This is a genomic window from Massilia sp. 01N410, from assembly GCF_056399665.1.
Map to the genome: position 1 here is coordinate 102,218 of NZ_JBFTRV010000016.1, position 13,568 is coordinate 115,785.

16 protein-coding genes and 1 pseudogene are annotated in these 13,568 nt (G+C 65.0%); 7 read left to right on the top strand and 10 right to left on the bottom strand.

The genetic code is table 11. The features are described 5' to 3' along the window. Window positions 1-38: 38 nt before the first annotated feature. From AC1DOP_RS20035 to AC1DOP_RS20045, 3 genes are read right to left on the bottom strand one after another with little or no spacing between them, the layout of a single operon-like run. Window positions 39-548, bottom strand: coding sequence for an adenine phosphoribosyltransferase (locus AC1DOP_RS20035; protein WP_442123353.1), 510 nt, complete (start codon window positions 546-548; stop codon window positions 39-41). 11 nt (window positions 549-559) lie between these two features. Beyond that, window positions 560-1,519, bottom strand: a complete 960-nt coding sequence (gene ispH / locus AC1DOP_RS20040; RefSeq protein WP_442123352.1) for a 4-hydroxy-3-methylbut-2-enyl diphosphate reductase — start codon at window positions 1,517-1,519, stop codon at window positions 560-562. A 3-nt stretch (window positions 1,520-1,522) separates the two neighbouring features. Next, entirely contained in the window at window positions 1,523-1,978 is a 456-nt protein-coding gene (locus AC1DOP_RS20045) for an FKBP-type peptidyl-prolyl cis-trans isomerase (protein ID WP_442123351.1), read from the bottom strand. Window positions 1,979-2,077: 99 nt separating this feature from the next. Here AC1DOP_RS20045 and radC point away from each other — a divergent pair, with 99 nt between their 5' ends. Then, window positions 2,078-2,752, top strand: a complete 675-nt coding sequence (gene radC, locus AC1DOP_RS20050; RefSeq protein WP_477252962.1) for a RadC family protein — start codon at window positions 2,078-2,080, stop codon at window positions 2,750-2,752. 672 nt (window positions 2,753-3,424) lie between these two features. Here the strand turns inward: radC and AC1DOP_RS20055 are convergent. After that, window positions 3,425-4,105 (bottom strand): annotated as a pseudogene (locus AC1DOP_RS20055) (ArnT family glycosyltransferase); the annotation flags it as partial. On the opposite strand from AC1DOP_RS20055, the gene AC1DOP_RS20060 reads away from it, so the two are divergent. The 6 genes from AC1DOP_RS20060 (at window position 4,095) to AC1DOP_RS20085 (ending at window position 7,368) form a co-directional block, all read left to right on the top strand. After that, window positions 4,095-4,607: a DUF2199 domain-containing protein gene (locus tag AC1DOP_RS20060; RefSeq protein ID WP_442123349.1), complete on the top strand. Its 513-nt coding sequence runs from the start codon at window positions 4,095-4,097 to the stop codon at window positions 4,605-4,607. The pseudogene AC1DOP_RS20055 and the gene AC1DOP_RS20060 sit on opposite strands and share 11 nt — an antisense overlap. Beyond that, on the top strand, window positions 4,604-5,128 hold the full coding sequence (locus tag AC1DOP_RS20065; protein ID WP_477252964.1) for an NADPH-dependent FMN reductase: 525 nt from the start codon (window positions 4,604-4,606) through the stop codon (window positions 5,126-5,128). The genes AC1DOP_RS20060 and AC1DOP_RS20065 overlap by 4 nt, the downstream gene beginning before the upstream one ends. 168 nt (window positions 5,129-5,296) lie before the next feature. Continuing rightward, complete coding sequence (gene rpmB, locus AC1DOP_RS20070; RefSeq protein WP_025511730.1) at window positions 5,297-5,533, top strand: 50S ribosomal protein L28; 237 nt, start codon at window positions 5,297-5,299, stop codon at window positions 5,531-5,533. Between the two features lie 13 nt (window positions 5,534-5,546). After that, the gene (gene rpmG / locus AC1DOP_RS20075; RefSeq protein WP_005665735.1) at window positions 5,547-5,714 is read left to right on the top strand and encodes a 50S ribosomal protein L33; all 168 of its coding nucleotides are present in this window, start codon (window positions 5,547-5,549) and stop codon (window positions 5,712-5,714) included. A gap of 167 nt (window positions 5,715-5,881) precedes the next feature. Further along, window positions 5,882-7,000, top strand: a complete 1,119-nt coding sequence (locus AC1DOP_RS20080; RefSeq protein ID WP_477252967.1) for a hypothetical protein — start codon at window positions 5,882-5,884, stop codon at window positions 6,998-7,000. An 86-nt stretch (window positions 7,001-7,086) separates the two neighbouring features. Next, a complete protein-coding gene (locus AC1DOP_RS20085; protein WP_442123346.1) occupies window positions 7,087-7,368 on the top strand; it encodes a hypothetical protein in 282 nt (93 codons plus the stop codon). Window positions 7,369-7,373: 5 nt separating this feature from the next. Here the strand turns inward: AC1DOP_RS20085 and AC1DOP_RS20090 are convergent, their stop codons facing one another. The 6 genes from AC1DOP_RS20090 to purN form a co-directional block, all read right to left on the bottom strand. Beyond that, window positions 7,374-8,444: a GGDEF domain-containing protein gene (locus AC1DOP_RS20090; RefSeq protein ID WP_477252969.1), complete on the bottom strand. Its 1,071-nt coding sequence runs from the start codon at window positions 8,442-8,444 to the stop codon at window positions 7,374-7,376. Window positions 8,445-8,493: 49 nt separating this feature from the next. After that, entirely contained in the window at window positions 8,494-8,724 is a 231-nt protein-coding gene (locus AC1DOP_RS20095) for a hypothetical protein (RefSeq protein ID WP_442124648.1), read from the bottom strand. A gap of 199 nt (window positions 8,725-8,923) precedes the next feature. Beyond that, window positions 8,924-10,135, bottom strand: coding sequence for a DesA family fatty acid desaturase (locus AC1DOP_RS20100; RefSeq protein WP_477252971.1), 1,212 nt, complete (start codon window positions 10,133-10,135; stop codon window positions 8,924-8,926). Window positions 10,136-10,253: 118 nt separating this feature from the next. Next, window positions 10,254-11,582 carry a mechanosensitive ion channel family protein gene (locus tag AC1DOP_RS20105; protein ID WP_477252973.1) on the bottom strand — a complete coding sequence of 443 codons (1,329 nt, stop codon included), beginning with the start codon at window positions 11,580-11,582 and terminating at the stop codon, window positions 10,254-10,256. 8 nt (window positions 11,583-11,590) lie between these two features. Next, window positions 11,591-12,916: an RsmB/NOP family class I SAM-dependent RNA methyltransferase gene (locus AC1DOP_RS20110; RefSeq protein ID WP_477252975.1), complete on the bottom strand. Its 1,326-nt coding sequence runs from the start codon at window positions 12,914-12,916 to the stop codon at window positions 11,591-11,593. Window positions 12,917-12,931: 15 nt separating this feature from the next. Continuing rightward, the gene (gene purN / locus AC1DOP_RS20115) at window positions 12,932-13,549 is read right to left on the bottom strand and encodes a phosphoribosylglycinamide formyltransferase (protein WP_477252977.1); all 618 of its coding nucleotides are present in this window, start codon (window positions 13,547-13,549) and stop codon (window positions 12,932-12,934) included. Window positions 13,550-13,568: the final 19 nt, after the last annotated feature.

The following is a 13,568-nucleotide window of genomic DNA, read 5'->3' on the forward strand; positions in this document are numbered from 1 at the left end:
GACGCCGGCTTTTTTGGTTTCGCCGCCAGGGCGCGGATTTAGACGTCGCGCAGGGTGATGACCGGCATGGTCAGGGTGCGCTTGTCCTGGAAGAAGGCGATGTCGAACAGGGCCGCCGCGCCCACCACTTCCTTGTCCATCCGGCGCAGCAGGCTGGCCGCCGCCTCGATGGTGCCGCCGGTGGCCAGCACGTCGTCGACGATCAGCACGCGCTCGCCCTTGATGCGGGCCGGCTGGATCTCGATGGTGGCGCTGCCGTACTCGCGCCTGTATTCGATGCTGATCGCCTCGCCCGGCAGCTTGCCGGGCTTGCGCGCCATCGCAAAACCGATCGCCCGCTTGTAGGCGAGCGCGCCGGCGATCATGAAGCCGCGCGCATCCATCGCGACGATGAAGTCGAAATGCAGCTCGGCGGTGCGCTCGTACAGGGTGTCGATGGCAACCTGCCAGTGCACCGGATTGTCGAAGATGCAGCCGACGTCGATGAAATTGACGCCCGGCTCAGGATAGTCCTTGAAGAACTCCAGCGGAATCGAATCGAAAGCCATCGTCTTTCCGCTCAGGCCGCCGCCGACGCGTCAGCCGCCGGATCGCCGGTCAGGCCCTTGGGCAGCGGGAAGGTGACGTGCTCTTCCACACCTTCGAGGGCGCGCACGCTGGCGGCGCCGAGTTCCTTCAGGCGGTCGATCACGGCCTGCACCAGCACTTCCGGGGCCGAGGCGCCGGCGGTCACGCCGATGCGCTTCTTGCCGGCGATCCAGCCTGGATCGATGGCGGAAGCATTGTCGACCATATAGGCCGGGGTACCCTTCTTCTCGGCCACCTCGCGCAGGCGGTTCGAGTTCGAGCTGTTCGGGCTGCCGACCACGACCACGACCTCGACCTGGGGCGCCAGGAACTTCACGGCTTCCTGGCGGTTGGTGGTGGCGTAGCAGATGTCGCCCTTCTTCGGCTCGATGATGTTCGGGAAGCGCTTCTTCAGCGCGGCGATGATCTCGGCGGTGTCGTCGACCGACAGCGTGGTCTGCGACACGTAGGCGAGCAGGTCCGGATTGGCGACCTGCAGCTTCTCGACGTCCTCGACCGTCTCGACCAGGTGCATGCCCTCTTCCGCCTGGCCCATGGTGCCCTCGACTTCCGGGTGGCCGGCGTGGCCGATCATGACGATCTCGGCGCCCTGCTTGCGCATCTTGGCGACTTCGACGTGGACCTTGGTGACCAGCGGACAGGTCGCATCGAACACTTTCAGGCCGCGCGATTCGGCTTCGTCACGCACCGCCTTCGACACGCCGTGGGCCGAGAACACGAGGGTGTTGCCCGCCGGGACGTCGTCGAGGTCCTCGATGAAGATCGCACCCTTGTTGCGCAGGTCGTTGACGACATAGGCGTTGTGCACGATCTCATGGCGCACGTAGATGGGCGCGCCGAACTGCTGCAGGGCACGCTCGACGATCTCGATCGCACGGTCGACGCCGGCACAGAAGCCGCGCGGCTGGGCTAACAGGATTTCGTTGTCCATGTCTTAGAGTACGGAAATGAGTTGCACTTCAAACTTCAGCGGCTGGCCGGCCAGCGGGTGGTTGAAGTCGAACAGGGCGTCGTTTTCGCGCATCTGCAGCAGCACGCCGGCGAAGCGGCCGCCGCCCGGCGCCGCGAAATCGACCAGGTCGCCGACCTGGTAATCGGCGTCCGGCACCGAGTTGTCGTCCAGCGTCTTCTTCGACACGGCCTGGATCAGTTCCGGGTTGCGCTCGCCGAAACCCTCGGCGGCGCTCAGCTCGAAGCTCGTGTGCGTGCCTTCCGCCAGGCCCAGCAGGCGCTGTTCGAGGAAGGGCGCAAGCTGGCCCTGGCCCAGCAACAGGGTGGCCGGCGTGCTGCCGAAGGTTGTGACGATATCAGTACCGTCGGCGGTGGCGAGACGATAATGCAGAGTCAGGTAAGCCGATTCGGTGACGATGGGAGCGTTGGTGGTGGACATTGCGGGATTGTGCGTGTGCGTTACGTGCAAACCGCTATTGTAAGCCGAACCCACCTGTCGCGCCCGAAAGGACCTCTTTATTCCACTTCGGGAGATTAAATGGGTATCAATGACTGGTCCGAACAGGAAAGGCCACGCGAGCGCCTGGTGCGCGAAGGGGCGCAGGCGCTGTCCAATTCCGAGCTGCTGGCCCTGATGCTGCGGGTGGGCGTGCGCGGCAAGAGTGCGGTCGACCTGGGGCGCGACATGCTGCAGCACTTCGGCTCCCTGCACGGCCTGTTCGGCGCGACCCTGGCCGATTTTTCCGAGGTGCACGGGCTCGGCATGGCCAAGTATGCGCAGATGCAGGCCGTGATGGAACTGGCCCGGCGCGCGATCGCCGAGCAGCTGCAGGCCGGCGACCTGCTGTCCTCGCCGGAAGCGGTCAAGCGCTACCTGCGGATCAAGCTGGGCGGCCGCCCCTACGAATCCTTCGTGGTGTTGTTTGTAGACATCAAGAATCGGCTAATTGCCGATAAAGAAATGTTCCGTGGAACCCTGAGCCACGCCAGCGTCCACCCGCGCGAAGTGGTCAAGGAAGCGCTGGCCTGCAATGCCGCCGGCGTGCTGCTGGCCCACAACCACCCGTCCGGCTCGCCGGAGCCGAGCGACGCCGACCAGCGCCTGACCCGCACGCTGTCCGAGGCGCTGGGCCTGGTCGATATCCGCGTGCTCGACCATTTCATCATCGCCGGGCCGCTGGCGCACTCGTTTGCGGAGCACGGCCAGCTCTAGCGCGGCGCTTCCCCTGCGACACAGGCCTGCATGACGTCCATGCGCCGGCCGCTGCCATCTTCCAGCGCCAAACTCACCACCTCGCGCCGCGCCAGGCTCGCCTGTGGCCAGGCGGCATGGAAGACCGCCAGCGCAGACGGCGCGTCCTGGGCATGCGTCACCAGCGCGGCGCGTCATGATCTTGCCGAAGGCCGGGCCCAGCCAGGTACGCGCCGGCAGCAGAAGCAGCAGGCCCAGCGCGGCCACCGTGGCAATACGCAGGATGTCCGCATGGATCGCCTCCCTGTCCAGCGCCGGAAACATCACGCACAGGCCCAGCGGCAGCGAAAACAGCAGCGGGATCATCCAGCGTTCCTTGATCGTGCCGACCTCCCCCGTCAGCGCGAGCGCCACCAGCAGCACCCCGCAGACGCCAAACAGGCAGCCGAAGAAGCGGCTGGCCGGCGCGCTCCGGTCGAAGCGCAGGCGGCCGCGCCACAGCGCGCGCCGGCGCCAGCACACCACCGCCCAGGCCAGCACAGGCAACGCCACGAAGGAGGCGAGCGCTTCCAGCACACCCACGCCTCCCTGCCCCACCCGCCCCAGCCAGGGCGCGTCCGCGGCGCCGTCCTGCATCTTGCGCAAGGTGCCGCCGAAGGCCAGCGCGGGATGCCCGGCCATCCAGGCGGCGTGCGGCAAGACCAGCAGGACGGCCGGCAGCGCCGCCGCCCAGACCCTGCGCTTCCATAGCGCCTCGCGGTGCGCGCGCACCAGCAGGCCGGCCAGGAACACGCCATAGTTGTACTTGGTCTGCAGCCCGAGCCCGCATAGCACCCCAAAGCCGATATGGCGCGCCAGCGTCGGCCGCCGCAGCAGGGCGAAATAGAGCCACAGGGTGGCGCAGGCGAGGGCGGTCATCAGGACCGAATGGGTCTGGATGCGCAGCGCTTCCCAACCGAGCTGGGGAAACAGCGCCAGCGAGGCGGTCACGGCCAGGGCGCCGCGGCGGCTGGGTGCCGTAGCCGAGCCGCAGCTGCTGGGTGAGATAGACGATCTCCGCTTCGTCGCGCTCGAGCGTGCCATGTTCGGCAAGACGGATCGCGAGGCAGGCGCAGCACCAGGCCAGCAGCGCCAGCAGCGGGCGCCAGTCCCTCGCCGATGGCGGACCGGGCGGCGCGGCGGGGGCGCCGGCCGGGCGCTCCACATTGGCCAGGGAATCGTCGTGCATGGCATCCTCGTGTCTGGTGTGTCCACACTGCGGCATCCGCAGCGCATGGGTTTGAACTTGGACAAACGTGCCGGCATGCCGGTTGCAGCTACCACGCTGCTACACTTGGGAATTATTTCCTGCAATGACAAACCAATGGCGGCCATCTTCAGCTTCAAATGCGCGTCCTGCGACGAGATCCACGAAGGCTCGCCCAGCTTTTCCTTCCGCGCGCCGGATCCCTGGCTGGCCCAGCCGGAAGCCGTGCAGGAAGCCGGCCACCTGGGCAGCGATGTCTGCCGCTATGAAGACGAGGACGGCCGCCAGTTCTTCATCCGCGTCGTGCTCGAAGTGCCGATCCATGGCGTCGCCGATCCCTTCCTGTGGGGCGTATGGGTTTCGCTCAGCGAAACGAGTTACGAGCGCTACGTCGATACCTACGACGCCCCGGACACCGGCGACCGCTATTTCGGCTGGTTCTGCAATGCCCTGCCCTGGTATCCGGACACGCTCGGCATGAAGACTTCGGTCCGTCCCCGCGCGAACAAGCAGCGTCCCTATATCGTGCTGGAAGCGTCCGACCATCCGCTGGCGGTCGATTTCCATCAGGGCATCAGCGTGCAGCGCGCCCAGGAAATCGCCGAGGCCGTCATGCACGGTGAGGCATGAAGCTCCTGGCCCTGTGCGGCAGCCAGCGCACGGCATCGATGAGCGGCGGCCTGCTGCGCGCCTGCCGGCGCCTTGCGCCGGACGGCATCGAGGTCTTGCTGTTCGAAGAGCACAAGCAGTTCCCTCTCTTCAATCCCGAACTGGCCGAACTGCCGCCAGGCGTGCACGCCCTCCACGCGGCCGTCGACGCGGCGGACGCCATCCTCATCGCCAGTCCCGAGTATGCGCACGGCGTCACCGGCACCATCAAGAACACCCTGGACTGGCTGGTCGGCCACCCGGGCTTTGCCGGCAAGCCGGTGGCGGTGCTGAATCCGTCCTGGCAGTCCCACCATGCGGACGAGAGCATCAAGGAGACACTGCGAATGATGTCTGCCGAGCTGATCGACGATGCCTGCGTGCGCATTCCCGTGATCGGTGCCGGCGTCGCGCCCGATGCGATCGCGGCCTCCGAGCGCTTCGCCCCGGCCATCGAAGCGGTCCTGCGGGCCGTCGCGCAACACCTCGCCAGGCCCCGATAACAGTGTGTAAACAGCAGCTTACGGCGCAATACTTGCGTAATTTTACGATTGTTAAATTTGCGCGATGATTTGAGAAACAATTTATTTTCGCAAGTTGTTGATTACGCGGCTGTTTTCAAGCTATACTCTCGTTTTTCCGATTGTGGAAGTTTACTCAAGGAGTGCGCTATGGCACGTGTTTGCCAAGTTACTGGCAAGGGCCCGATGGTTGGCAACAACGTCTCCCACGCCAACAACAAAACCAAGCGTCGTTTTCTGCCGAACCTGCAGAACCGCCGCATCTTCGTAGAATCCGAAAACCGCTGGGTCTCCCTGCGTATTTCCAACGCCGGCCTGCGCGTCATCGACAAGCTCGGCATTGACGCTGTGCTGGCCGATATGCGCGCCCGCGGCGAGAAAATCTAAATAGGGAGTCATCATGGCAAAAACTGGCCGCGACAAGATCAAACTGGAATCGACCGCAGGTACCGGTCACTTCTACACCACGACCAAGAACAAGCGCACGATGCCGGCGAAGATGGAAATCACCAAATTCGACCCGAAAGCACGTAAGCACGTGATCTACAAAGAAACCAAGATCAAGTAATCTGGTTTTCTTCTGGTCCAAAAAAGCCGCCCACTTCGCAGTGCGCGGCTTTTTTGCTGTTGACTCGGATCAGCCCGTCATCGAATTGCCCCGCTTTCCACCCCCAGGCTCGCTATAGTCGAGCCCGTCTGCCGACCGCTCCGGCCGGCGTTTCCGGGGAGAGAACGATGCGGCATTCACCTTCGAATTGGCTTCGGCTGCTGACCCTGTTGACCCCTGGCCTGCTGGCCGCCTGCACCACCCCTTATCGCCCACCCGCCGTCGTCCGCGACAGCGCGCCCTTCCCCGGCATCGTCAACCTGGTCCAGACCGGCAGCAAGCGTCCGCTCGACGTCATCCTGGTGCACGGCATGTGCACCCACGACGCAAGCTGGGCGAATCACGGCATCGACCGCATCACCGGCGTCGTGTCGGCGAATGTCCCCGAGCAGGCGGCGGCCGCGCCCAACGGCATCCAGCTGGTCGAGCGCACCCAGCAGATCGGCGGCACGCCGGTGCGCTTCCACGCCCTGATCTGGTCGCCGCTGACGGCACCGCTCAAGCGCCAGCTCGACTACGACAATACCGGCAGCCCGAACGATTGTTCGCAGGCCGGCAGCGGCGAGTGCAAGCCGAAGCGCGCCTGGCTGAACGGCTACGTCAAGGACAGGCTGCTGAACGACTGCCTGTCCGATGCCGTGATCTACGAAGGCGCCAGCCGCAACGCGATCCGCGACGCCATGGTCGAATCGGTGTCGCGCATCATCGAAAGCAACCCGAACGGCGACCATACCCTGGCCGTGGTCGCGGAAAGCCTGGGCAGCAAGATCCTCTTCGATGCCCTGAGCAGCATGCTCGAATCGCGCCAGCCGCGGACCCAGGCGCTGGGCCAGCAGGCCGCGCGCCGCCTGGGCCTGCTGTACATGGCGGGCAACCAGCTGCCCATCCTCGGCCTGGCCGAGCAGGACCTCGAACGCCGCCCCGACAACCGCTCGGCCACGGCGCCCGACTCGCTGCAGCGCTTCCTCGAACTGCGCCGCCGCCAGGCCGCCGCCCCGCTCGCGGAATCGATCGCTCGCCTGGCCGTGGTCGCCTTCACCGATCCGAACGACCTGCTGTCCTACCGCCTGCTGCCGGCCCGCTATGCGGCGCCCGACGTGGCGGTGGCGGACGTGCTGGTGTCGAATGCCCGCACCTGGCTGGGCCTGATCGAGGACCCAGTGGCGGCGCACCTTGACTATCTTGAGAATCCGGAGGTGGGGGAATTGATTGCCTGCGGCTATCCGCGCGCATCGTCCTGCCGCTGATGCCGTCCCTGGCGTGACCGGTTGCCGTGCGCCCGGGACTGGAGAATGCGCGTAGATTGAGAGGCTGGCAGCAGCGCGAGGGCATCATGAACAAGACCGACCCGGGAGCCACATTTCGTGGCTTGCCCCTGACTCCGGAACAGGACAGCGAAATCAAGCACTACATCCACGACCGGACGCGCCACGGCGTCCCGTGGGACACACAGGAACTGCAGGCCATGCTGCACGATATGCTCGATCCACCGGAACTCGCCGATGAGGACAGCCAGACGCTGCATGACTGCATGGGCGCGGAACACGCTACCGCGATGGACGAGGCCGGCCTGGACGATGCAGTCCGCTCCGGCCAGGAACATCAGGGACGCTGACGGTCCTAGTGCAGGCGGCGGCGCTTCTGTGCGTACATCTGCTGGTCGGCGAGCACGACGTAATTCAGCAGATCCCGTTCGCTGGCAGGGTCGCAGCCGACGATACCGGCGCTAAACGCGACCCGATAGGGGCGCTCCTGCATCAGGTTAAATGCATGCAGGTTGGCATGCAGACGCGACAGGATGATTTCCGGCTGGCCGTCGTCGAGCGTGTAGGCGACGAACTCGTCGCCACCCAGGCGTGCCACGACGTCGGCGTCGCGGAACGATTCCTGGAACACGGCTGCCGCATCACGGATCAGATTGTCCCCCACCTCATGGCCGAGCTCGTCGTTGACCTGCTTGAGTCCATCCACATCGGCAAAGATGACCGCGCTGCGCGCATGCTTGCGCTGGGCCACCTTGAACATCTGCTCCGCATGGACGAAGAAGCCTCGACGGTTGTGCAGGCCGGTCAGCACGTCGGTCAGCGACAGCCTGCGCATCTCGCCTTCGGCCGCGTCGCGACGCGCCAGCTCCGCAACGTGAGCCTCGGCGGTATCGGCCATCTGTTCGTACTGCGTGTAAACCAGGTGCTCCAGCGAGCTGTGCGATTGCAGCCTGCTCAGCGCCGCCACGGCCAGCTCCAGGATGGGCGACAGCACCCGCCGGCGCGCCTGCCAGACCGGGAGTCCTGCGTCCTCGTTCCAGCCGACCACCAGCGCAGCCACCGCCGCCGGCGCCGGCACGCCCAGCGCCAGCACCCGCTGGCCGAGCCGCCGCGCCGCCGGCCGGATCGCGGCAGCCCGGCCGGAGCCGGCGCCGCGGGGCTCCGCCAGCATTGCGGCAGCCGCCTCGTACCAGGGGTGGTCATGTAATGCGGTGCGTGGCTTTCCGAAACGGTCGAAAGCAATGATGTTCTCGTCGTCGGCGGATACCAGCAGCAAGGCCGAGCTGGCATGGGACAGCTCGGCGATGTTCTGCCCTATCAACTCAAGTACGCTCACGGCTTCATCGGTTTGCAACAGCTCGCGCGCCATGGTCAACAGCGCATACAATTTTCCTGGCTCGAGCTGGGATTCGGTGTCGTGTTTCATGAATGGCCTGACTGTCACGTTCATACGCGGCGTACCGGGGGCACGGGATTCATGGGTCGCCCGCGGGCGACGGTGTAATCGCTTCCGACACGGATTGTCCGACGCTCTCACGGCGGCGCGCTTCCGGTTCGGCAATCACGCGGGCAATAACCGCGTCGGGCACGCCCATGTGGCGCATATAGCGCTGGGCTAGCGCGGCGTTGCGTACACCCAGGATGTTCAAGCCGCGTGCGACAGCGTTCGCGGTGGCTTCGTCGGTACGTCGTTGGCGCTCGTTCATGAATACGCGTCTTTCCCGACAATCAAGCGGAACGAAAGTTGCATGGAGGGACAGCCTGCCCGCCAGGCCTTTTGGCTTCCGGCCAATATACGCGCCTGGCCTGCGATCCACCAGCACTTTTGCCCGCGTTTCAAATAACGCCGGCCTGGAATGAAAAACGCCCCTGGGCAGGGGCGTTCGATGGAAAGCGGTTGCAGGCTTACGCGTAACTGCGCAAGCGCAGCGAAAACTCCTGCAGCGCCTTGATGCCCGAAGCCTCCGCACGCGTGCACCAGTCCTGCAGCTGATGCAGCAGCTGGTCGCGGGTCGAGTGCGAGCGTTCCCAGATCGCGCCCAGTTCCACGCGCATCTGGTGCATGGTTTCCAGCACCTTGCTGTGTTCGAACAGTTCGCTCAGCTGGGCCTGTTGCGGAGCCTGCAGCTTGGCCGGCTCGCGCTGCATCAGCTTGCGCGAGGACTTCAGGAAGCGCTTCTCCAGTTCGGCCTTGTGCTTCAGGTGCTCGATTTCCTCGCTGAAGGCAGCCTTGACCGACTTGGCGTACTTGGCCATCACGTCGTAGCGGTTGGTGATGACGGATTGCAGCGTGTCGAGGTCGGCTTCCAGCTTGTTCTTGGCCAGCTTCGGCTTCGGAATGGTCTTCTTGACCTTGGCCAGACCGACCATTTCCATCATGCGGATGTAGGCGTAGCCGATGTCGAACTCGTACCACTTGCTCGACAGCTTGGCCGACGTCGCGAAGGTGTGGTGGTTGTTGTGCAGTTCCTCGCCGCCGATCAGGATGCCCCAGGGCAGCAGGTTGGTGGCGGCATCGTTGCAGTCGTAGTTGCGGTAGCCGGTGTAATGGCCCAGGCCGTTGATGATGCCGGCCGCGGTGATCGGGATCCACAGCATCTGCACGGCCCAGATCGTGATGCCGGCCACGCCGAACATCATCACGTTAAACGGCAGCAGGATCGACACGCCCAGCCAGCTGTACTTGGTGTACAGATTGTTCTCGATCCAGTCGTTCGGGCAACCGTGGCCGTATTTTTCCAGGGTTTCCTTGTTCTTGGTCTCTGCGCGATACAGTTCGGCGCCTTCCAGCAGCACCTTCTTGATGCCGCGGGTGACCGGGCTGTGCGGATCTTCGACGGTCTCGCACTTGGCGTGGTGCTTGCGGTGCACGGCAGCCCACTCCTTGGTCACCTGGCCGGTGGTCAGCCACAGCCAGAAGCGGAAGAAATGGCTGACGATCGGGTGCAGCTCGAGCGCCCGGTGAGCCTGGTGACGATGCAGGTAGATGGTGACGCCGGCGATCGTGATGTGGGTCACGATCAGCGTGTACACAACCATCTGCCAACCCGACAGGTCGGACAAGCCACCGTCCAGGAAGGACAGGACGGCTTCGAAGATGTTGCTCAGAAAATTCATTAACACTCCAGAATGAATGGCTTGGTTCGTCGAGATGTCATACGAACCGCATGACGCAAATACGCATTTTACGCGTATCTAGTGACCTGCGGCACGTTAAGAAGCAAGGACTTCAGGCTTAATTGTGGATCCGCGCCACAACCGATGCTATATGCGCATCAAGGAGGCGGGTATCAAGTGACGGGATGCCAAGTTTGATCCGCCCGGATTGCACCAGGTCGTAAATCTTCTTGTTGATGGCGGACACTACACCGCCCTGCCCGTTCTCCGGATCGCCGATCCAGAAGCCCAGGTCGAGCTCATAGCCTTCCGGCGCGAAACGGCTCAGCGATACGCCCGGCGCCGGCGTTTCCAGCACCCGCGGGATGCCGACGGCCTGGGCCGCCAGCAGGGGCATCACCTCGTCGAGATCGGAGCCGTAGGCCACCATGACCTTGGTCGAGGCCCGCACCGCGCGCATGCTGAGCGTCTGGTTCAGCACCGGCCCCGAGATCAGCATCTCGTTCGGCAGCACGGTTTCCACGCCGTCCAGGCCCTGCAGCACCGTGTAGCGGGTGTTGATCTGGGTAACTTTGCCCGTGTATTTATCAACCGAGATCATGTCGCCGATCGACAGGCTGCGCTCGAGCAGGATGATGAAGCCCGATACATAATTGCTGGCGATGCGCTGCAGGCCCAGCCCCAGGCCGACGCCGAGGGCGCCGCCGAACACCGACAGCACGGTGAGGTCGAGGCCGGCCTGGCTCAGGCTCAGCAGCACGGCGCCGACGATCAGCACGGCGCGGCTGACCCGCGCCAGCGCCACGCGCAGCGAGCTGTGCAGGGCCTGCACGCCCATCAGGCGTTCTTCCAGCGCCGCGCCGGCCCACAGCGCCAGCATCAGCAGCACCGCGATCGAGATCACGGCTTCCAGCACATCGCCCAGCAGCACCTTGTTGGTGGGCTTGGGGCCGTACTGCAGCGTGGTGGTATAGAGGTAGTGGATGATGTCCGGCCACTTGCCGGTGATATACAGCGCCACCGCCGCCCACACGATCAGGGCGAACACCTTTTCGAAGGTGACGAAGGCCTCGCCCAGCTGCCCATGGCGCGCGAACACGCGCCGCAGCAGGAAGAAGGCGGCGCGGATCACGACCAGCGACCAGAACACCGGAATCGCCACCTTCACGATATTCGTGTGGAAGCGGTTCATCGCCAGCAGCCAGGTCGACAGGTAGAGCAGGCCGACCACCAGCAGCGGCGCGGCCACCCGCGCCAGGCTGGCGACGCCTTCATGGCGGGTAATCCCGCGCGCCGTGCGGCGCTGGCGCCACCAGGCCTGCAGCAGGCCGGTGCACAGCCAGCCGATCAGGATGCTGGCCGCGATCGACCCGACCTGCCACGGCATGCCGGGCCGGCTGAGGTCATCGAGCAGGTCGTCGATCAGGCTGGAGAGCTGCAGCGGCACCAAGGTGCTTACTCGTCGGCGTTCGCCACGTCGGCGTCCGCCGCAGTCTCATCCGCCTTGGCAGGCTTGGCGCCGGCCTTGCGCTCGAACACGGCGGCGAAGAAGCCGTCGGTGCCGTGCTTGTGCGGCAGCATTTTCAGGGTGTCGCCCATCTCCAGCGGAATGCGCTGCTCGAGCAGCACCTTGTGCATCGGGACCAGTTCGAAGTCCGGATGACCGGCCAGGAATTGCGCGACGATGCCGTCGTTTTCCTCATCCAGCAGGCTGCAGGTCGCGTAGACCAGGCGGCCGCCGAACTTCACCAGGCGCGAGGCGCCGTCCAGGATCGAGATCTGCTTCGCGGTCAGCTCGGCGATGTCTTCCGGCTGCTGGCGCCATTTCACGTCCGGATTGCGGCGCAGCGTGCCCATGCCCGAGCACGGCGCGTCGACCAGCACGCGGTCGATCTTGCCGGCCAGGCGCTTGACCTTGGCGTCGCGTTCATGCGCGATCACCACCGGGTGCACGTTCGACAGGCCGCTGCGCGCCAGGCGCGGCTTCAGCTTGCTCAAACGCTTCTCGGAGACGTCGAAGGCGTACAGGCGGCCGGTGCTGCGCATGATGGCGCCGATGGCCAGGGTCTTGCCGCCGGCGCCGGCGCAGAAATCGACCACCATCTCGCCGCGGCGCGCGCCCAGCAGCTGGGCCAGCACCTGGCTGCCCTCGTCCTGGACTTCGATCGCGCCTTCCTTGAACAGCGGCAGGTTCTGCAGCGCCGGTTTCTTGCGGATACGCAGGCCGGTCGGCGCATAGGGGGTCGGCTCGGCGATGATCGGGGCGATCGCCAACTCGGCGATGACTTTCTCGCGGTCGGTCTTCAGGGTGTTGACGCGCAGGTCGAGCGGCGCCGGCGTGTTCAGCACGGCGGCCAGTTCCAGGGTCTCTTGCTCGCCATACTGGGCCACGAACTTGTCGTACAGCCAGTCCGGCAGGTTGGCGCGCTTCTTCGGCGGCAGCAGCGAGCGGTCGATTTCCTCGATGCGTTCCAGGAAGGCGTTTTCATCTTCGCTCAGGCCGCCCAGCGACTCGGCGCCGACAGCGTCGGCCATGCCGAGCAGGACCAGGCGACGCATGGTGGCGCTGGCGCCGGTGCCGAAGCCGCCGAATTCGGTGAAGAAGTTCTTGTTGCGCAGCACGGAATAGACGCATTCGGCGATGGCGCCGCGCTCGCGGCCGCCGAGACGGGGATGGTCCTTGAAATAGCGCGACAGGGTGACGTCGGCCGGCGACGTGAAGCGCAGGATCTCGCGCAATACTTCTTCAGCATTGCCGAGGATCGCGGGTGGCAATCTCATGTAATTCCTTGAATTTTAGATACTGGTGGTCGCGGCGATGCGGACTTCGCCGTCGGCGATGCTGAGCCTGTCTTCGATGAACAGGCGCACCGCTTGCGGATAAATGACGTGTTCCTCGGCCAGCAGGCGCTGCGCCAGGCTGTCCTCGGTGTCGCCCGGCAGCACGGAAATACGCGCCTGCAGCACGCTCGGGCCGTGGTCCAGCTCGGCGGTGACGAAATGCACGGTGGCGCCATGCTCCGCCACGCCCGCCGCCAAAGCCTGCCGGTGCGTGTGCAGTCCGGGGAACAGTGGCAGCAGCGAGGGATGGATATTCAGCATGCGGCCGGCGTAGTGCTCGACGAAGCCGCCGGTCAGGATGCGCATGAAACCGGCCAGCACCACCAGGTCTGCCTGGTAGCCGTCGATGGTCTGCTGCAGGGCCGCGTCGAAGGCTTCGCGCGAAGCATAGGCCTTGTGGTCGACCACCGCGGTCGGGATGCCGTGCGCCTGCGCGAACGCGAGACCCTGGGCGTCAGGCTTATTGCTGATCACGGCGGCGATGCGGGCCGGCCACTGCTGCGCTTCGCGCGCCCGCACGATGGCTTCCATATTGCTGCCGCGGCCAGAAATAAGGATCACGATATTTTTCATAAGCGCGCATTGTACCGTT